At 42.7% G+C, this 20,518-nt stretch carries 15 protein-coding genes; all 15 read left to right on the top strand.

Annotated features, from left to right (window positions below):
- The first annotated feature begins 48 nt into the window (after positions 1–48).
- The 15 genes from Q1V85_RS22410 to Q1V85_RS22340 all read left to right on the top strand — a co-directional run bounded on the left by Q1V85_RS22410 (position 49) and on the right by Q1V85_RS22340 (position 20,454).
- A complete protein-coding gene (locus Q1V85_RS22410; RefSeq protein ID WP_300603521.1) occupies positions 49–2,430 on the top strand; it encodes a polysaccharide biosynthesis tyrosine autokinase in 2,382 nt (793 codons plus the stop codon).
- A 124-nt stretch (positions 2,431–2,554) separates the two neighbouring features.
- On the top strand, positions 2,555–3,133 hold the full coding sequence (locus Q1V85_RS22405) for a serine acetyltransferase (protein WP_300603518.1): 579 nt from the start codon (positions 2,555–2,557) through the stop codon (positions 3,131–3,133).
- Between the two features lie 337 nt (positions 3,134–3,470).
- Positions 3,471–4,757, top strand: coding sequence for a nucleotide sugar dehydrogenase (locus tag Q1V85_RS22400; RefSeq protein ID WP_300603515.1), 1,287 nt, complete (start codon positions 3,471–3,473; stop codon positions 4,755–4,757).
- Positions 4,758–4,792: 35 nt separating this feature from the next.
- A complete protein-coding gene (locus tag Q1V85_RS22395; protein WP_300603512.1) occupies positions 4,793–6,184 on the top strand; it encodes an oligosaccharide flippase family protein in 1,392 nt (463 codons plus the stop codon).
- A gap of 3 nt (positions 6,185–6,187) precedes the next feature.
- Positions 6,188–7,195 (top strand): polysaccharide pyruvyl transferase family protein, encoded by a 1,008-nt coding sequence (locus tag Q1V85_RS22390; protein ID WP_300603509.1) that lies wholly within the window; start codon positions 6,188–6,190, stop codon positions 7,193–7,195.
- Positions 7,196–8,320, top strand: a complete 1,125-nt coding sequence (locus Q1V85_RS22385; protein WP_300603506.1) for a glycosyltransferase — start codon at positions 7,196–7,198, stop codon at positions 8,318–8,320.
- 715 nt (positions 8,321–9,035) lie between these two features.
- Positions 9,036–9,755: a hypothetical protein gene (locus tag Q1V85_RS22380; protein ID WP_300603503.1), complete on the top strand. Its 720-nt coding sequence runs from the start codon at positions 9,036–9,038 to the stop codon at positions 9,753–9,755.
- Between the two features lie 128 nt (positions 9,756–9,883).
- Positions 9,884–11,356: a hypothetical protein gene (locus Q1V85_RS22375; RefSeq protein WP_300603500.1), complete on the top strand. Its 1,473-nt coding sequence runs from the start codon at positions 9,884–9,886 to the stop codon at positions 11,354–11,356.
- A 13-nt stretch (positions 11,357–11,369) separates the two neighbouring features.
- Positions 11,370–12,374: a glycosyltransferase gene (locus Q1V85_RS22370; RefSeq protein WP_300603497.1), complete on the top strand. Its 1,005-nt coding sequence runs from the start codon at positions 11,370–11,372 to the stop codon at positions 12,372–12,374.
- Positions 12,371–14,482: a bi-domain-containing oxidoreductase gene (locus tag Q1V85_RS22365; RefSeq protein WP_300603494.1), complete on the top strand. Its 2,112-nt coding sequence runs from the start codon at positions 12,371–12,373 to the stop codon at positions 14,480–14,482. Before Q1V85_RS22370 ends, Q1V85_RS22365 begins: the two co-directional genes overlap by 4 nt.
- Before the next feature lie 10 nt (positions 14,483–14,492).
- Entirely contained in the window at positions 14,493–15,596 is a 1,104-nt protein-coding gene (gene wecB / locus Q1V85_RS22360; protein WP_300603491.1) for a UDP-N-acetylglucosamine 2-epimerase (non-hydrolyzing), read from the top strand.
- Positions 15,586–17,157, top strand: coding sequence for an alginate lyase family protein (locus Q1V85_RS22355; protein WP_300603488.1), 1,572 nt, complete (start codon positions 15,586–15,588; stop codon positions 17,155–17,157). Before wecB ends, Q1V85_RS22355 begins: the two co-directional genes overlap by 11 nt.
- Entirely contained in the window at positions 17,158–18,330 is a 1,173-nt protein-coding gene (locus tag Q1V85_RS22350; RefSeq protein ID WP_300603485.1) for a glycosyltransferase family 4 protein, read from the top strand.
- The gene (locus tag Q1V85_RS22345) at positions 18,327–19,265 is read left to right on the top strand and encodes an NAD-dependent epimerase/dehydratase family protein (protein WP_300603482.1); all 939 of its coding nucleotides are present in this window, start codon (positions 18,327–18,329) and stop codon (positions 19,263–19,265) included. The genes Q1V85_RS22350 and Q1V85_RS22345 overlap by 4 nt, the downstream gene beginning before the upstream one ends.
- Complete coding sequence (locus tag Q1V85_RS22340; RefSeq protein WP_300603479.1) at positions 19,243–20,454, top strand: UDP-N-acetylglucosamine 4,6-dehydratase; 1,212 nt, start codon at positions 19,243–19,245, stop codon at positions 20,452–20,454. The genes Q1V85_RS22345 and Q1V85_RS22340 overlap by 23 nt, the downstream gene beginning before the upstream one ends.
- The last annotated feature ends 64 nt before the right edge of the window (positions 20,455–20,518 follow it).

The following is a 20,518-nucleotide window of genomic DNA, read 5'->3' as shown; positions in this document are numbered from 1 at the left end:
CATGCGGTGCTTTCCTGAATTTTTATGTTAACCATTTACTCCCTCTAAATGAACGAAGAACCTTTAACATCCGTTGACCAACCCAGAGAGCTTAATTTACGCGCTGAGATCACACGCTATACCCGTAACTGGTACTGGTTTGTATTGGGTGTACTTATTTGCCTGACCCTCGCTTTTTTTTATTTACGCTATACAACTCCCGTGTATCAAACAACGGCTGAGTTGCTGGTAAAGGATGATAAAAAAGGCGGTGGAGGAGCCGCTGACGCCATGCAGATGTTCCAGGATCTGGACATCTTCAACACTACCAAGAGCGTAGATAATGAAGTGCGCGTTCTGAAAAGTAAAAGCCTGTTACAGCGGGCAATGCGGCAACTACCCGGTTTACAACCCACCCAATTTGTGCAGGGGAATATACGCACTTCTGAAGCTTATGGAAAAAGCAGCCCGTTCATTATACAGATTGATACGCTTTACGAAGATTCGCTTTTAAAAAGAGGCGTGGGAAATTACTCAATTTCAGTAAATAAAAACCGTACCGGATTTGTATTAACACACAACGATGGAGCATCACAGACCTTCCGCTTCGGGCAAAAAATACAAATGCCTTTTGGTACATTCAGCATTGTGCCCAATCCCCAATACCGGTTTTCAGATGATAAGATCCTGCTCCGTTTCAATAATATCAAGGAATACGCTGCTGCTTATGCTAAAAACATGTCTATCGACGTAAGCGATCAGCAAACCAGCACCATTATCATTAACGTTAAGGATCCGGTTTCACAAAAGGCAATTGATATCATTAATAAGCTTATTGAAGTTTATAACCAGGATGCCGTTGATGATAAGAATATCGTTTCCAGGAATACGGTGGCGTTTATAGATGACCGGCTGCGAACCCTGGTTGGCGAGCTTTCCGGCGTTGAAAAAAAGGTTTCCGACTTTAAAGAAAAGAACCAGATCACGAACGTTACTTCAGACATCAGCCAGTATATGACCCAAACCCAGGGATTATATCAGAAGCTGGAAGATGCTAAATTACAGGCCTCTATTTTGAATTCACTGCAGACCTATATCGGCAAACCCGGTAATGAACATTCGATGGTACCCACCTCATTAGGCATCCAGGACGCTACCCTTAATGGGCTTATTGAAAATTTCAACAACCTTCAGCTCAAACGTCAGCAAACCCTCACCACTGTGGAGCCTGACAATATCCTGGTACAGAATATCGATAAAAGTATCAGTGCAGTGCGTAAAAGCATTTCTGAAAATATCCGCAACCTGCAAAAAGGAGTTTCAGTTACAAAAGGTTTGATCAACCAGGATTATGGCCAGTTCCAGTCAAAGATCAAAACCGTTCCTGCAGTAGAACGGCAGTTGCTGGAAATTCAACGGGAGCAGGGTATCAAACAAACCATCTACCAGTACCTGTTGCAGAAAAAGGAGGAATCGTTGATCTCCCTGGCGGCCACTGTATCCAACTCCCGTATCATCGATGATACAGCCTCCGATGACACACCTGTTTCACCCAAAAAATTGATGATCTACCTGGGTGCCCTGCTGGCGGGTCTGCTGCTTCCTTTAGGGATCATATATGTGAGCGATCTGTTCAATGATAAAGTACGCCTGCAAAAGGACATTCTGTCCCGCACAAATATTCCCATCCTGGGAGAGATCATGCATGCCCATTCCGATGAAGAGCTTGTGGTAAAAGAAAATACCCGCACACCCATTTCAGAGATGTTCCGCCTGATCCGCAGCAATCTTAAATTTGCTACCTCCGGGGAGGATGACAAAGTAATTCTGACCACATCCAGTATGAGCGGGGAAGGAAAGACTTTCTTTTGTACGAACCTGGGCGCCAGCCTGGTATTAAGCGGGAAAAAAGTTGTATTGCTCGAATTTGATCTTCGCAAACCCAAATTATTGAAAGGGTTGCAGATCACCGCTTCCAAAGGGATCTCTAATTTCGTCATTGACCGGAATCTGAAATACACAGACCTGATACAGCCCGTAAAAGATCTGGAACAGATGTACGTGATTGGCTCCGGCCCCATACCGCCCAATCCTTCCGAGCTCCTGTTGAGCAATCGTATCGGTGAACTTATCGATAATCTCAAACAGGATTATGACCATATTATCATTGACTGTCCGCCGGTTGGACAGGTATCGGATGCTTTCACGCTTGGTGCATTTGCCGATATCAGCGCTTATGTGGTGCGATACAATTATACGTTCAAAGAACAGCTGAATATTGTTCAGGATATTTATACCAACAAAAAATTAAATCACCTGATGATCGTGCTGAATGATGCCAGGCCAAAAAATGCCTACGGTTATGGATATGGTTACGGATATGGATATGGTTATGGAGAAACATCCAAAAAAACTTTCTGGCAAAAGGTAAAACGCCTGTTCGGAAAATAAGTTTCTGTTCGTCATGGAGTGCGACGCGAATAACCCGGCAATCTCCCCGGATCGTTTAAATGCGATCAGAACCTTATCTGTTGATTTATAATTATACAGAAGATCAGTAATCAATAACCGGTGTATGTACAAGATTGAAAGTTTTACACAATTAAAAGAATTTATCAGGTGCGACTTATACAGGTATATAGGCAAAACTGTTGGGAACGGCGATTTACTGAAGGGGTACTTCAGGATTCCCGGCTTCAGATATTCCTTTTGGCTAAGATGTGCGAACTATTACAGTGGCAGAAACAAAATTGCTGGGCTGTATTGCCGGCTGCGACTAAGACATTATTCCATTAAATACGGAATCCAGATACCTTATCCGACCAACATCAACAAAGGCCTGTATATTGGCCATTTTGGTGACATCGTTGTAAACCTAAATGCCACGCTGGGCAAAAATGTAAACATATCCCAGGGGGTAACAATAGGCCAGGCGAACAGAGGTGCATTTAAAGGTGCCGCTATCCTGGGCGATGAGGTCTATATTGCCCCCGGAGCAAAAATTGTCGGGAAGATTACCATCGGTAACAACGTAGCTATTGGCGCCAATGCGGTCATCACCCGCGATGTCCCGGACGACGCAGTAGTAGTGGGGATCCCCGGTAAAATCATATCCTATGACGGAGCTACCGGATACATAGAAAAAAAAGTATGAATTATGAATATTAAAACATGCACTAGTTCTTTGAAGTATTGTTAATATTGAGTTCCCCGGGAAACCAGCAGAAACTATTTGCCCTCTCCGATCATAAAATTATTTTTCTGCAATCGGTGTTACCCGGTCATTCATCTCATATTATGAGCAGCGGCTGTATAAACAAGGGCATCGCCACAGCAATTTTGCGGGAAAGCAATTTGCACCCGGGTTTAACAAAATCATACAGCATACAGCCGGGTTTCCGGCAAAATTTCCGTAAGGGATTTATTAAGCTGGCTTAATGACAATATTTCAAAAAGAAAAAAAATTTAATCGATAGCATAATTATAACCAAATGACCATGAAGATCTCTGTAATAGGCCTCGGCTATGTAGGGTTGCCCCTGGCAATTGAATTTGCGGCACATTATCCTGTTGTAGGATTTGATATTAATAAAGAAAGAGTTGAAGAGCTGAATAATGGCAAAGACCGTACGCTTGAAGCAGACGTTGCCAAGCTTGAACACGCATTAAAAACTGCAAAGAATACCAACGGCAGCAAGGGGTTAACCTGCACTTCTTCATTAGACGTATTAAAAACAGCAACTATTTTTATAGTAACCGTACCCACTCCTATTGATAAATATAATGCGCCCGATCTTAGCCCTTTACTTAAAGCTTCAGAGATGCTGGGCACGATTCTGAAAAAAGGCGATATCGTAATTTATGAATCGACTGTATATCCCGGCTGTACGGAAGAGGATTGCGTTCCGGTCCTGGAAAAATTTTCGGGCCTGAAATTCAATGAAGATTTTTTTGCCGGCTATTCGCCGGAGCGGATCAATCCCGGAGATAAAGTGCACACATTAACCTCTGTTATGAAGGTCACTTCCGGATCAACCCCCGAAATAGCACAGGTCATTAACAAGTTATATCAAACAATTATTATAGCTGGTACACATCTGGCGCCAAGCATCAAAGTAGCCGAGGCATCCAAGGCCATTGAAAATGCGCAAAGAGATGTGAATATCTCTTTCGTAAATGAACTTTCCCTGATCTTTGACCGGGTGGGTATCGACACCACTGATGTGCTGGAAGCCGCAGGTACCAAATATAATTTTTTGAAATACAAACCGGGGCTGGTGGGCGGCCATTGTATTAGTGTAGACCCCTACTACCTGGCGCACAAAGCCACGCAACTCGGTTATCATCCCCAGGTAATTTTATCCGGACGACGCGTAAACGATTTCATGGGGCAATTTATTGCAGGCAAAGTGGTAAAGCTAATGATCCAGAAAGGACATACGATCAAGGGCGCAAAGGCGCTGATCCTGGGCGTAACATTCAAAGAGAACTGTCCTGACGTACGCAATACTAAAGTAGTGGACATTTACGAGGAATTGGTACAATATGGCCTTGAAGTAGATATATATGACCCATGGGCCAACAAACAGGAAGTAGCACACGAATACGGAGTACCCATTAGCAGCCGGCTGGAAGAAAAAGATTACAAAGCAGTGGTTATTGCTGTAGCGCATAATGAGTTCAAACAATTGTCGTATCAAAAATATAAAGAAGCAGACACCGTAATATTTGACGCCAAGTCTCTTATAGACAGGGAGCTGGTTGACGGAAGGCTATAGTTATTTATTAATTCGTATTATCTACAAAATATTATATGAGTGATTCACTCAATATTTTTAAAAGTTCAGTTGTATACGCAATAGGAAATTTTGGCAGTAAGATATTATCGCTGGCATTGGTAAGTTTGTTTTCGTATTATCTCACCAAGTCCGAATATGGAATTTACGATCTGATCATTACCGGTATTACATTCCTGGTGCCGGTAGTTACCTTACAAATAGGCGACGCAGTATATAGAAATTTATTTGAAATAACAGGCGCAGAAGAACGTTCAGAAATAATTTCAAGCGCATTCGGATATGTTTTGGTTTCAATCATTATATGCGCCATTCTTTTTTTAATCATTTCCGTTTTTGTACCATTCGCATTTATAACAGAATTTCTCCTGCTGCTATTTTTTTCCTGCATGCTCCCCTTCCTGCTTCAGGTTACCCGGGGACTCGGCAAAAAGCAACTGTATGCAACTGTAGGGATCGCAAATACCGTTGCCCTCCTATCTCTTTGCCTGGTATTTTTGGTTCTTTTTAAAAAGGGCATATACGGGCTATTAATTGCTTCTATCCTGGCCAACTGTTTTGCATGCCTGCTTCTACTGTTTAAGGGGGGGCTGTTGAGATACATTTCGTTTTCTAAAACAAAAAAACAGGTTGTTGTTGAGTTGCTAAAATATTCCTGGCCACTGGTGCCCAATACAATCAGCTGGTTTCTGATCACGATGTCAGACCGGTTTATCATTTTATACTGGCTGAATATGGACGCGAACGGGATCTTTGCGGTATCCACAAAATATCCAAGCCTGATCATGATGGTCAATTCCGTTTTCATACTTGCGGTTCAGGATCATGCCCTGGATGAAAAAAGCGGCTTTAATTCCAGATTTTTCAATACCTATATACGGTTCGACTTTACGCTTATAAACATTTTCATTTTAATTACCCCGCTGCTCACACGATTTACATTATCAAAAGAGTTTTACGAGGCCTGGAAATATATGCCGCTGCTTTATATGTCCACCGCCTTCATGGCTTTTTCCTCCTATATAGGTGCCTATTACCTGAAATTCAGAGATACAAAGGGCCTGTTTTATACCACTATTGTCGGAGGGATCATCAATATTCTTGTTAGTGGAGGTATGATGCCATTTATCGGGCTTTATGCTCCTGCGCTGGGTTCTTTATTAAGCTTCCTGGTAATGTACATCATAAGGTACCGATACATATCTAAAAAATTTGAGGTTCGGATCAATAATAAGGAGATCCTGCTGCTCTTTGCAGCATCGGTTGCCTGTATGGCCATTTTGTTTTTAAACAATACGACAGGCACTTACAGTTTGTTAGTGATCAGCCTCCTCCTGTTTTTTATTTATAACAAAGAACTTCTGAGATACCTGTACAATAATTCGAAAAAATTAATTATAAAAAAGTAGTTTATGAAATATGGGCTGTTAAATTATGAAGAGAGTGCGGATGGGCTTTTTAATATTGGAGATCATATCCAAAGCCTCGCTGCAGAACAATATCTGCCGCAGGTAGACCGGTTGGTTTACAGAGATCACCTGAATGAAAATTTAGGTGAGAAACACAAAATAATCATGAATGGCTGGTTCACTTACAAACCCGAAAACTGGCCACCAACAGCCGACATTATTCCCTTGTTCATATCTTTTCACCTGAATCAGGCCTATGCGGAGCGCCTTCTGTCGAAACAGGAAAATGTAGACTATCTGAAGAGCAATGCACCGATCGGATGCAGGGACTATTCAACACTTCAGCATCTGCAGCGATATGGCATCGATGCTTTTTATAGCTTTTGTCTTACAACAACTTTAGGGTTGAAGTACAAACTCCGGGATGAAAATGAAAGAACCGATGAGATCTTAATGGTAGATGTACTGTTCAAAGAGAACTTCGATGATCTGTATAAATTGGATAGCAAACGTAAAATCATTCATTTATTAAACGGAAAATACTACAAAAAAGGGCTTTGGAAGAAAAAGATCCGGTCATTGATTCCTGATGAGATCTTATCCAAAGCCATATATATATCCCATGCTTACAAAAATAAAGATATCCCGAGGACAGACCGATTCGAATACGCCCGCAATTTACTCCGGAGATACGCAAGAGCAAAGCTCGTAATCACTTCAAGAATCCATTGTGCGCTGCCTTGCCTGGCAGTTGGAACACCGGTGATCTTCGTACATGGCGGCGGGCTGAAACACGAAAATGAAATAGCCAGGCTTTCGGGAACTATTGAACACCTGAATGTTTTATTAGATCACAATGAGGTCATCAATGATGAAACCAGGCGAAAATACCCCAACCTTCTGGTACCGGGGGAATTCGATTGGAACAACATAAAAAATCCGGAAAACTCAAAAGCGATTTCGGAGAAATTGCAAGAGCGGTGCTTTGATTTTATCCAAAATGATCAGTAGATGAAAATAATGCAATTTATTCCCAATTTACTATCAGGAGGGGCAGAACGTTTTGTTGTCGACCTAGCGAATAAACAGGCTGAAACCAATAGTGTCGTACTCGTGGTCTTTTACTCCCGCAAAACCATCCGGCAGCAAACGCTGTGGAATGGCGTGTCAAAGCATGTAAAACTGATTTGTCTGGATAAAAAATTAGGATTGGATTTAAGTATCTATAAAAAGATCTATAAGGTTTTAAAAAAAGAGCAACCTGATATTGTACATACACATATAGGCACCATCCGATATGTATACCCGGTTGTTTACCTTTTTAGGAAAAAAATCAAAGGAGTTCATACGATTCATACCCAGGTTGAAAAAGACAGGATCTCCAAGGCAGACTTTTTATTGAAAAAATTCTTTTACAGGACAGATTTCTGTACCCCCGTGCTGATTTCCAATGTTTTTGAAAAGGGGTTTATACAGCATTTTCCTAAAACCCAGTTTTACCAAATTGATAACGGAAGAACCATCATTACAGATGGCCATACGACGTCTAATGAAATAACAGCGTTTATAGAAAGTGCCTCAACTGCTCCTGCTGTCTTTTTGTTCGTTGGCAGGATCAGTCATCCAAAAAACATCACGCTCTTAATCAATTCATTCAAGGAATTAGCAAAAATAAATAACAATGTAGTTCTATTTTTGATTGGCCGGATAAATGAGCCGGACGAATGGGAAAAAGTACGTGCCACAATTGAAGATGAAAATTCAAGTTTTTTTTACCTGGGAGAAAAAAACAATGTTCTGGATTATTTGCAACAGGCCGACTTCATCTGTTTCTCCAGCATCTACGAAGGGATGCCGATCAGCCTTATCGAAGCATTTGCGATGGGCACCATTCCGATAGTAACTCCTGTAGGCAGCATGCCTCAAATGGTAGGACCGGATGGATTTATATCCGAAGATCTGTCAACCGGAGCGTATAGCAGGTGTTTACAAGACGCGCTCCTCCTGTCAAAAAGCGACAGGGATGTATTAAAAAGCAATTTGAAAAATAAATACAACCAGGAATATACTATGGATGCCTGCGCATCGAAATATGAGGCCGTATACAATAAAATAATGCTTAAAAACAAAATGTAAGCACCCTGATTGAGGACTACAGGTTTCACGTACTAATCCTCCGGGTTTTAAACAGATTTAAAGAGATATGATAGTTAAACAGGATAATAAAAATTATGGGATACAGATCCTCCTATTAATTGTAATATCTGCGATATCATTAATCGAACAGAAAATGTCTGTTTTATTGTTTTCGCTTTTTTGGATTCTATCCGGCAACGTGATCATCACGTGCGCTTTTCCACAAGAAAAGAGAGCGGCCTCTATCCGCCTGTTTTCTTTATTCTTTACGATCTACCTCATTTATTCGTACCTGTGTAGTTCTTTTTATGTATCAAATCCGTTCCAGGATTATTTTTATGCCATTGATTCCACAAAGTTCTATTCAACGGCCGATCGGTTAGGCAAATCAAATAACCTCTCACAGCTGTTGAACGCCGGCCTTACAAACTTTTATTCCAGGGAATGGCGGGCCTTTGCAGTCATATCCGGTCTTATCGCATTTTTCGCCAATCATATCGACGCCAACAACATCATCGTACAAAAGCTGACCGTTATTTTTGCCTCTGCACTGATCATCCCTTTTTTATATAATATACTCTCCCGTTTTTTTCCCGAAAGAAAATCGTACAGGTTATCCATTGTATATGCGATACTCTCCTACTCCTTCTTCTTTTCATCAGAACTGCTACGCGACGTGCCCATTGGCCTGTGTTTTATGATCTATTTTTATAGCATGTTCACAAAAAAAACAGTATTAAAGGTATTTCTACTGGCTTTCCTAAGTTATATTATTTACCTGTTCAGACCTGAACACGGTCTGTTTTCCATCACGCTCTTGTTCCTGTACCTGTACTTATTTCTTTTTGAGAACAATTACAGGAATAAAGGGGTGATCATTTTCGGAGGCTTTGTAGCAGTGCTTGTGGTGCTTTTTCTCTTTAGAAATCAAATCGCAGAAGGCCTTTCAACCATATCAAACACAACCAATTCCTACAGCAACTTGAGTTTGTCTTCCGCAGGGAGTAATTCATTTGGTGCGCAACTATTAAAACTTCCTTTTGGCATCAGACATATTACAATCGGGCTGTTTTCACAAACCTTACCGTTCCCGTTTTATGACAGGCTCGACAACATAGGCATGTTGCCATTAAGCATTGCCGCTATTTTCTGGTTTGTAATATGGATCATCCTGTTAACAGGCTTGTTTTATAAACGAAAATCAATTACCGGAAACAAAAAAGCATTCTACCTGTTTTTAATATCCTGCCTCCTCGTTCTCGGGGCAACGTCGAATGCAGATACAAGAAGGATCATGTGTGTATTCCCGGTCTTCTATTTGGCAAGCATGCTCGTCTTATATTCATATAAAAAGGAACAACGTTTAAGAATTATTGTTTTGGGAATTGGATCTTATGCATTATTAATTACAGGTTATCTTTTATTAAAATCCTGAGCATGAAAAATCTTATATCATTGACACCCTCAATTTTAAAGATAAATAATCTTTTTACGATGTTTAAGAGACAACTTCGGAAATACAACATCGTTTCACAGGCAATTGAAAACAATAAAAATAAAGCAATGAAAAATAAGCAATTAAAAAATATAATAAAGGGCGTATTCATACTCATTCTTATCAATTTAAGCAATTGCAATACCACAATTGCTCAGCCGGTTACCTGGTACATCCCCTGGCAAAATAAAACAAGTAATTTACAGGTGGTGCCCAATACCCAGGCGATCCCGGTATTGCTGAATAGTAAAAACTACCGTATACTAAAAGTGCGGAACACCACTACCTTCGGCATCAAATTATCATTCAGTAAAATAATCGTATCCAATAAGAACGTTTCGGTAAAAATCAGTTCTCTTCCGGCAATGAGGGATTTCAAGAATAATGAAATACTGGATGTCATATTACCGTTGAACCTCACCCAATCCATAACGCTACCGCCCATTTCCTCCGCCTATTTTTTAATCGAATACAGTGGGTTACAGGCCGGCAATGCATCTGTTAGCTTTTCATTAAACCGCAATATTCCTACTTTTTCACAATCTGTAGTAGTAGGCACTGCGCAGTCCAGCAATCAGCTTAATTTAAATGTATGGGCTTACTTCAATAACCCGCTGATTGAGGGGCTTAAAACAACTGTACTGAACGACCTTACGGATCACAAAGTAAATGTATTGGTGATCCCCCCGGCAGCGTTACCTTCCGTAACAGCAGGCGACATTAATACAACAAAACTAAGTGATTATTTAGAGGGGACCAATGGAAGATTCAGCAAGTATCTGCTGTTTATGAACTATAAGAGCAGTGCTGATTTCATGTCAGATGCGTGGAAAACGAACTTCCTCAACTGGTACCAGGCAACCCGGCAGGCATTCGTGGCCAGCGGAATCGATTTTTCAAAAGCTGTACTTTATCCGTTTGACGAACCAGACCTAACCAACGCTACAAAGCTGGTTGCAATGATTCAATGGTGCCGTAGCAACAATATCGCTTCCCCATTTTATACAACATTAAGCGCCCAGGGTACCGGGTATCTGACGCAATATGTAGATATCACGCAAGTATATTCTGGAAATGAGAGCATCATTAACGAAGTGCTCAATACACAAAACAGGAAAAGTGAGTTATGGTTATACGAAATTAAAGCGGCCGGCAGGAACCTGGAGCCAACGGCCTATTTAAACATGGGATGGAAAGCCCAGAAACAGGGTGCCAAAGGCATTGGCGCATGGAACTACTGCGAGGTAGGCAGCGGCTTTAATAAACAATTCAGTGCCATTACACAGTCATTAATGGGTACATGGGGAGCGCTTACAGATGATCCGGTACACGATTACTCGATGATTTATCGCAAAGGCAATGATCTGTTCTCCAGCTTGAGATGGGCAGCGCTGGCCTTTGCAAAAGACGACTACGACTTCATAAACTTATATAGAAGCAAATACGGAAAGAGCAAAACCGAAACCTTAATCAACAACCTGTTGAATAAGACAACCAGTCTTACCGAATGGGAATCAATAAAGCTGAGCCTTCTGCAATAAGACAAAAAACAGTATGCATTCCACCAACACGATACCTTTAAATCAACCTGAAAGCAAATTCCTGGTACTGGGAACGGTACCCCCACCGATCGGTGGCGTTACGGTACATGTTAAACGGCTATTAGCGCATTTAGATAAGAATGGAATCAGCTATAAATTCATCGATATAAATAAAAGCAGTAAAACAACCATTCTAAAGGCCTGTTTAAAATATAAATTCATACATCTTCATTCTTCAAATGTTTACCTAAGATTCCTGATCGCCTTATTATGCTTTGTTTTCTCCAAATGCCTGATAAGCACCTATCACGGAGATTTAAACAGATATGGCCGGTTCAAAAACCGGCTCGACCGGTGGTCGGTAAGGCTTACATCATATCCCATTTTATTAAATACCAATAGCTATAAGATAGCTGCCAGGCTTAATAAAAATGCACAGTTGTTTTCAGCTTTTATTCCGGCGGACCAGGTATTATCTTTAGAGCCATCGATACTTGGCCAGATTCGCGGATTAAGAAAAAAGGGATTCGTGTTTTGCACCAACGCCTATAATGTCTCCTATGATAAAAATAACCGGGAGATCTACCAGATATCCGACCTGGTAACTATTTTCAATACGCTGCCGCATTTATCCCTGGTCATTTCGGATCCGTCTTCTAATTATTCGCAATTATTAAAAAAGGGCGGAATCAACAATAATATATTGCTGATTCCGTTCGAGCATGATTTCAATGCTGTGCTGAAAGAGTCGGATTGTTTTATACGGTTTACAACCACGGATGGAGATTCGATTTCTGTAAAAGAAGCTTTATCGCTGGGTGTACCCGTTATAGCTACTGATGTAGTTTCCCGTCCTAAAGGAACCATTTCCATATCGAACGATTTAAACGAATTATTGAGCACACTGCAGCATTTCACAAAAACAGAAACACCGGATATTGAAATGATCAATGGGGCAGAACAACTGATCCCTTTATACAAAAATATCATGTACAATTTTAACATATTGTCTAAATGAAGCAAATCATACAATCCTTTAAAACAGGAGAAACCATTTTAGAAGAGATACCGGTGCCGGAAGTAAGCCCGGGAACTGTGCTGATAAAAACCACACGAAGCCTTGTATCGTTAGGCACGGAACGGATGCTGGTGGAATTTGGAAAAGCCAACCTGATCCAAAAAGCCCGGCAACAGCCGGATAAGGTAAAACAGGTTTTGAACAAGATCAAAACGGAAGGGCTAACACCCACCCTGGAGGCCGTTTTTAACAAATTAGGCACTCCCATTCCTTTGGGTTATTGTAATGTAGGTAGCGTTATTGCCGTAGGTAAAGGTGTTAGTGAATTCCAGATCGGCGACCGGGTGGCTTCAAACGGCCATCATGCAGAATATGTATGTGTTCCTAAAAACCTGGTGGCTAAGATACCGGATTCCGTATCGGACGAAGAAGCCGCCTTTACGATTATTGGTGCCATTGGTTTGCAGGGCATCCGCCTTTGTGATCCTACACTGGGTGAAACCATTGTAGTGATGGGCCTGGGCCTTATTGGGCTGATCACGGCTGAACTGCTGATCGCCAATGGATGCAGGGTTATTGGTGTAGACCTGGACGACCGGAAGCTGGAGATTGCCCGGCAAAAAGGCATCATTCCCTTTAACCCGCGGAATGATGGTGATGTGGTAAAATTTGTGGAGGAACAAACGCATGAGACAGGTGCAGATGGGGTAATTATTACGGCCTCCGCGAAGACCAACGATATCATTACCCAGGCGGCACAAATGAGTCGAAAGCGAGGTCGCATCATATTAGTAGGAGTTGTGGGTCTTAATCTTGGTCGCTCCGATTTTTATGAAAAAGAGCTCAGCTTCCAGGTCTCCTGTTCCTATGGACCCGGCCGTTATGATGAGGACTATGAGCAAAAAGGGATGGACTATCCGTTACCCTTTGTACGGTGGACCGAAAAGCGGAATTTCGAAACCGTTTTGAACGCTATCGCTACCAAAAAACTGGATGTAACGCCCCTGATCACAGAAAGAGTACCGATAGAAGAATTTGGGAAAATATATGGCAATATGAGCAGCGGTGCCATCGCCTCCCTGCTGATATATCCGGAGCAAAGCAGTAGCAGTCGTATAGTTGTAACAAACCCGTCAGCCAGCTTTACCCCGGGCCCGGGCGGCATTGGAATCATTGGCGCGGGGAACTTTACCCAAATGACCATGTTGCCCGTTTTAAAAAAGATACAGGCACCACTGGTTGCTATTGCCAGCAAAGGCGGTGTATCCGCTACGGTACTGGCAAAAAAATACGGGATTCAAAAAAGTACCACTTCCAACCAGGAAATTCTGCAGGACCCGGCAGTAGACCTGGTAATGGTTATGACCCGGCATAACCTGCACGCTTCCATGGTTATTGATGCTTTAAACGCAGGCAAACATGTATTTGTGGAGAAACCGTTGGCATTGAACAACACGGAACTGGATGCCATTATTGCCGCATACGATGGCCGCAAAACACTAACCGTGGGCTTCAACCGGAGATTTTCCCCGCATATTCAAAAATTAAAATCCTTATTAGGACAATCCCAGATGAACGTCGTTGCCACCATGAACGCCGGCCATATTCCGCCTCATATTTGGGTACATGACCTGGATGTGGGAGGTGGCCGTATCATTGGCGAAGCCTGTCATTATATAGACCTGATCAGCTTTTTAGCAGGCAGCAAGGTCACAGCAGTTTGTATGAACGCTATGGGCGCACAGCCACAGGAACATACCGATAATGCTTCCATATTGCTGCGCTATGAAAATGGCAGCACGGGAGTTGTAAACTACTTCAGTAATGGTTCCAAGGCGTACCCGAAAGAGCGGATTGAGGTCTTTTCCCAGGAACGCACCGCTGTGGTCAATAACTTCCGCCTTACGGAAGCCTTTGGCTTTAAAGGATTTTCAAAGCTTAAAACACCTATTGATAAAGGGCATGCAGCACAGTTCAAACTTTTGTGCAACCGGATAAAAACGGGTGGTGCGCCGCTAATCCCTTTTGATGAGATCGTGAATACCACAAAGGCCAGCTTTGCAGCCATTGAAAGTATGAAAACAGGTAACTGGATTAAAGTAATTTAAAAAGAAAAAAATGCAAATAACCATTATAGCCGGCGCTCGTCCGAATTTCATGAAAATAGCACCCATAATTAACGCAATAGAAAATAACCAGCGGCAGGGTTTTGATCTGCAATACCGCCTGATCCATACCGGCCAGCACTACGATAAAAAAATGAGTGGCGACTTCTTTGAACAACTTGGCATACCGGAACCACATGCCAACCTGGAGGCCGGAGGAGGTAGCCAGGCAGAACAAACAGCGGCCATTATGGTACGTTTTGAAAAGGAATTGCTGGAGCATCCGGCCGATCTGGTTTTGGTAGTAGGTGATGTAACGTCCTCTATGGCCTGCAGCATCGTAGCCCAGAAATTACATACAAAGGTAGCCCATGTAGAAGCAGGTATCCGCTCCGGCGACTGGACCATGCCCGAAGAAATCAACCGTATTGTAACAGACAGTATCACGAATTATTTTTTCACCACAACGCCAACAGCGGGTGAAACGCTCAGGCATAACGGCATCCGGGAAGAACAGATCTTTTTTGTGGGCAACACAATGATCGACACACTATTGAAACAAATGCCCCGTTTTACTAAACCAGCCATCTGGGATCAATTGGGACTCGAAGAAAAAAAATACATAGTAATGACGCTGCACAGGCCGGCAAATGTAGATCAGGCAGATCAGCTGAAAAAGTTAATTGATACAATTGTAAGCGCTTCAAACGGCCTGCCGCTTATTTTCCCCGTGCACCCCCGCACCGCAGGGATGTTAAAGCAAATCGGTATCGCTGCCCCAAATTTGCATACCGTTGACCCCATGGGTTACCTGGAATTCAACTTCCTGGTACAGCACTCCCTGGCAGTGGTAACCGATTCCGGCGGCATCACCGAAGAAACAACAGTGATGCAGGTACCCTGTATGACGTTAAGAGACAATACGGAACGGCCCGAAACCATTTCCATCGGCACCAACGAATTGCTGGGCACCAATCCCGAAGCGATCCCTCCCGCCTTTGAAAAATTATTTTCCGGCAACTGGAGAAAAGGAGGCATCCCCGAAAAATGGGACGGTAAAACCGCAGAGCGCATTACAGCACATTTAATAAAACTCTACAATCTTCATGCTTCGTAAGATAGGGCTGCTCCTCAATACCATTAAATACCTCAAACCGGTTCAGTTCCAATACCAGTTACGGTTCCGGTTAAAAAAGCCGTTGCCGTTAACAGCCTACAGGCACCCGTACCGGCCTGAGCAATTACAATTGCCGTCCTTTACCGCCAGCCCTCCCCAGCCATCAATGGCCAGCAAAACGGGGAAAGACTTCCGGTTCCTGAACATTACGCAAACATTCGACGATCATATCGACTGGAACTTCCAAACCCATGGTAAACTCTGGAATTATAATCTTCAATATGCGAATTATTTATTACAGGATGGTCTCTCTTCTGAAATAAAAAAAGCGCTCTGGCATTCCCTTCATGAATGGTTGTATTCGGGTGAGCTCAGCCTGGAACCGTATCCTGTTTCACTCCGCGTCATTAACGGAATCCGTTTTCTTTCCGCAAGTGATGCACCGGATGCTGAAATGCTTTCTGATATGCACGCGGAACTGACGTTCCTGACCAAACGGCTCGAATTTCATCTCCTGGGGAACCATTTGCTGGAAAATTATTTTGCCTTACTGATGGGCGGCGCCATGTTCTCCGAACAGTCGTGGATCATGAAAGCTGAAAAAGGCTTGCAAAAACAATTAAATGCGCAAGTACTTCGGGATGGAGCACACTTTGAGCTGAGCCCGATGTACCACCAGATCATTTTATTCCGTATGCTGGAACTCTTAGACTGGTATGCTAAATGGAAAGACAAGAAGCCAGACTTCGAATCGTTTATAAAACGAATGGCGGTAAAAATGTTAACCTGGTTACAACAGATATCCTTTCAGAATGGCGATATCCCACATTTTAATGACAGCGCTACCGGCATTGCCCCCCCTACTTCCTGGCTTCTGCAATACGGCAGCCTTTTGAAGATCGACCCGGATAAACAGCAGGCATCACCGGATGATTCAGGATACCGGAAGTTCGATATCGGCAATTATGAGTGCCGGATCGATGCTGCTGCAATCGGTGCCTCCTACCAGCCCGGTCATGCACATGCAGACGCGCTTTCCTTTATCCTATACGTTAATGGGTATCCCATGCTGACAGAACAAGGCACTTCAACTTACCAGATTGGTGCCCGCAGGAACCTGGAACGGAGCACCGGGGCCCATAATACGGTAGTGATCAATAACCAGAACCAATCGCAGGTGTGGGGCGGGTTCCGGGTAGGCCGCCGTGCAAAGGTGCGGATTGAATCAGAGACGGGTAACAGTTTTGCAGCTTCGCACGATGGTTATCAGAAACAGGGCGTCATTCACCGTCGTCATTTTCAGTTTCAAACCGACAGGATCATCATAACAGATGAACTGACAGGGGAAACGGCCTCCGCCTGTGCGTTTTTTCATTTTCATCCATCGCTATCAAAGCTTCATATCGATCTCAATAAGATCATAGAATTTAAACATGCTCACGACGTTATTGAAGAACCCTATAAAATGGCAGAAGGATACAACCGGTATCTGGAAGGGATCAGGATAAAAGCAACGTTTAAAAACAAACTGATCACCATTATTCATGTAAACAGGATATAAATGTCAAAAAGAATACTTTACCTCAGCTTTTATTTTGAACCTGATCTTTGTGCAGGATCATTCCGCAACAGTCCTTTGGTAAAAGAACTGGCAAACCAGGCAAAAGAAAAGAATGCATCCATTGAAGTGTTTACTACGCTTCCCAACCGGTACAGCACCTTTCAATCGGAAGCCCCGGAATTTGAAGAACGCGATAACTACCGGATACACCGCATTGCCATTCCCAAACATAAAAGCGGGATGCGGGACCAGATAAATTCATTTAAAACCTATTTTAACGCTGTTAAAAAGCATACCAGGGGACAAAAATACGACCTGGTGGTCGCCTCTTCTTCCCGGCTGTTTACGGCTTACCTGGGCTATTCCATTGCAAAGAAAAACAATACCCCGCTTTATCTGGATATCCGGGATATTTTTACAGACACCATGGAGGACGTATTAAAAAGCTCAGTGGCAAAGCCAGGCATACTGGCCGTTCTGAAATTTATTGAGCGAAAAGTATTTAATTACGCAACCCACATTAATCTGATATCAGAAGGCTTTACGCCCTATTTCAAAAAATTCCGGTCACCGGGTTACTCGTTCTATTCCAACGGCATTGATGAAGAATTCTTAAACATCCCTTCAGCCACCCGGCCTCAAAACTCCATTAAAAAGATTGTATACGCCGGCAATATAGGTGAAGGGCAGGGTCTGCATAAAATCGTACCCCAGGCTGCGAAAAAGCTGGGCGATGCATATAGATTTCTGATTGTTGGAGATGGTGGTGCAAAAGCGAAACTGCTCAGTGAAATGGAACGCCTAAAAACAAACAATATACAGATCCTTCCGCCTCAGAACAGAAGCGATCTGCTGGATTTATATCAGGATTCGGATTTTATGTTCATCCATTTAAATGACTACGACGCATTTAAAAAAGTACTGCCTTCTAAAATTTTTGAATTAGGTGCTTATAACAAACCCATTGTTGCGGGTGTTGCCGGATACGCCCATGAGTTTATTGAAAAAAATATTCCCAATAAAATACTTTTTCCTCCCGGCGACTCAGAGTCAATGGTGCGGCAGCTGTCTTCGTATGCATACACGCAGGAAGAGCGGGTTAACTTTAAAGAAAAATTCCGGAGAACAGCCATAAACAAAGAAATGTCCAAATCTATATTAACCTATTTATGAAAACAATATTGATAACGGGCGCCTCTGGATTTGTTGGCAGTAATCTTTCCAAGTATGCTGATAACGAAGGAATGAAAACCATTCCCTTATCGCTCAGACGTGCTGATTGGGCGTCATTATTAAACAGCTCCAACGCTGATGCCATCATTCATCTTGCAGGCAAAGCACATGATACCCGCAACAGTTCTCTGGAAAAGGAATACCAGCATATTAACCGGGACCTAACCATTGAGGTCTTCAGGCAGTTCCTTAACTCGGATATTAAGGATTTCTTCTACTTCAGTTCCGTTAAAGCTGTAGCGGATACGGTGCCGGACATTTTAACAGAAGAAGCCATCCCTAATCCGCTCACTCCATATGGGAGATCGAAATTAGCCGCCGAGAACTATTTACTTACGGCGGATCTTCCCAAAGGCAGGCGCCTTTTTATCATCCGGCCCTGTATGATCCACGGGCCGGGAAACAAGGGCAATCTCAATATGCTTTATCAACTTGCAAAAAAAGGACTCCCCTGGCCATTGGCGGCTTTCGAAAATAAAAGATCGTTTTTAAGCATTGATAATCTATGTTATTTAATGATACAAATGCTTAACAATACCGAAATAAGGTCCGGTATCTATAATTTTGCAGATGATGTATCTTTGTCTACAAATGAGCTGATCGCATTAATTGCTAAACTCGAAGGCAAACGACCCCGACTCTGGACCATCCCCTCTCGCTTTATAAGCCGTTTAGCAACTATCGGTGATACACTTCGGTTCATTCCATTGAACACCGAGCGTCTAAAAAAATTGACGGAGAACTATGTTGTATCGAATGAAAAAATTAAAAAAGCCCTGCATATCGAACAACTACCGGTAACGGTAAAAGATGGATTAATTAACACAATAAAAAGCTTTAATACCTCTAGTTATGCCTCTAAACTTCAACATTGAGCAATTTATTGGAGAATACATTACCCGCCGCTCTCAAAGCCTGTTTCTCCCGGACATGAAAGATCATGCCGAAAAATTGCATAAGGAAATCAATAACAAAAACGTGCTTGTCATCGGCGGTGCCGGCACGATCGGATCCTCCTTTATCCGGGCGCTTGTAAAATATCACCCGGGCAAACTCATCGTAGCCGATATCAATGAAAACGGACTGACAGAGCTTGTCCGTGACTGCCGGAGCCGGACAGACCTGCAGTTGCCGGACCAGTTCAAAACCTACCCGGTCAATTTCAGCGATAAGGCGTTCTTAAAGATTTTCGAACACGAAGGGCCTTTTGATATTGTGGCCAATTTTGCAGCACATAAGCATGTGCGTTCGGAAAAAGACATTTTCTCAATCGAAGCGATGATCGAGAATAATGTAACACGGGCAAAGGATCTGCTGGAACTGCTTATGAAACAACCACCGAAGCATTTCTTTTGTGTTTCCACAGATAAAGCCGCCAACCCCGTAAATGTAATGGGTGCCAGCAAAAAGCTGATGGAAGAAGTCATCCTGGCATATTCAAAGAAAATGAAGATCACTACAGCCCGGTTTGCCAATGTGGCTTTTTCCAATGGTAGCCTGCTGGCCGGATTTATCGAACGCATCTTAAAACAGCAACCGCTCTCCTGCCCTTCGGATGTAAAGCGTTTTTTTGTATCGCCCGATGAATCGGGACAGATCTGTTTATGTGCCTGCATCCTGGGACAATCCGGTGAAATATTTTTTCCAAAACTGGAGGAATCAACAATGGTGAACTTTGCGGATGTGGTACCCCCGTTCCTGAAACAGATGGGATTTGAAATGGAGATCTACGCATCGGAGGAAGCCGCGAAAAATGCAGCTATGCATATTCAAAACAACCATTATCCCGTGTACTTCTTCCCCAGCAATACCAGTGGAGAAAAACTATATGAAGAGTTTTATACCGATGAGGAAGAACTGGACACCAGTACCTACCAGGCACTTGGAATTGTAAAGAATGCAAAAAGACGGGAAATAAACGATCTGAACAAGGTTATAAGGGCGCTAAGAATGGTCTTTGAAGATACACACGCAGAAAAAAAAGACATTGTTGCCGCTTTGAATTCGATGATTCCAGGATTTGAGCATATTGAGACAGGAGTTAATCTCGATCAAAAAATGTAGCAGATACCATCATTTGGCGTATTCCTTGCAGCAGTCGTCCGTTCAAACATCTTATCGTCCCTCT

The sequence above is a fragment of the Niabella sp. genome (assembly GCF_030150205.1).
In the GTDB taxonomy this organism is placed as follows: Bacteria; Bacteroidota; Bacteroidia; order Chitinophagales; family Chitinophagaceae; genus Niabella.
This window is presented reverse-complemented; position numbering and strand designations above follow the sequence as displayed.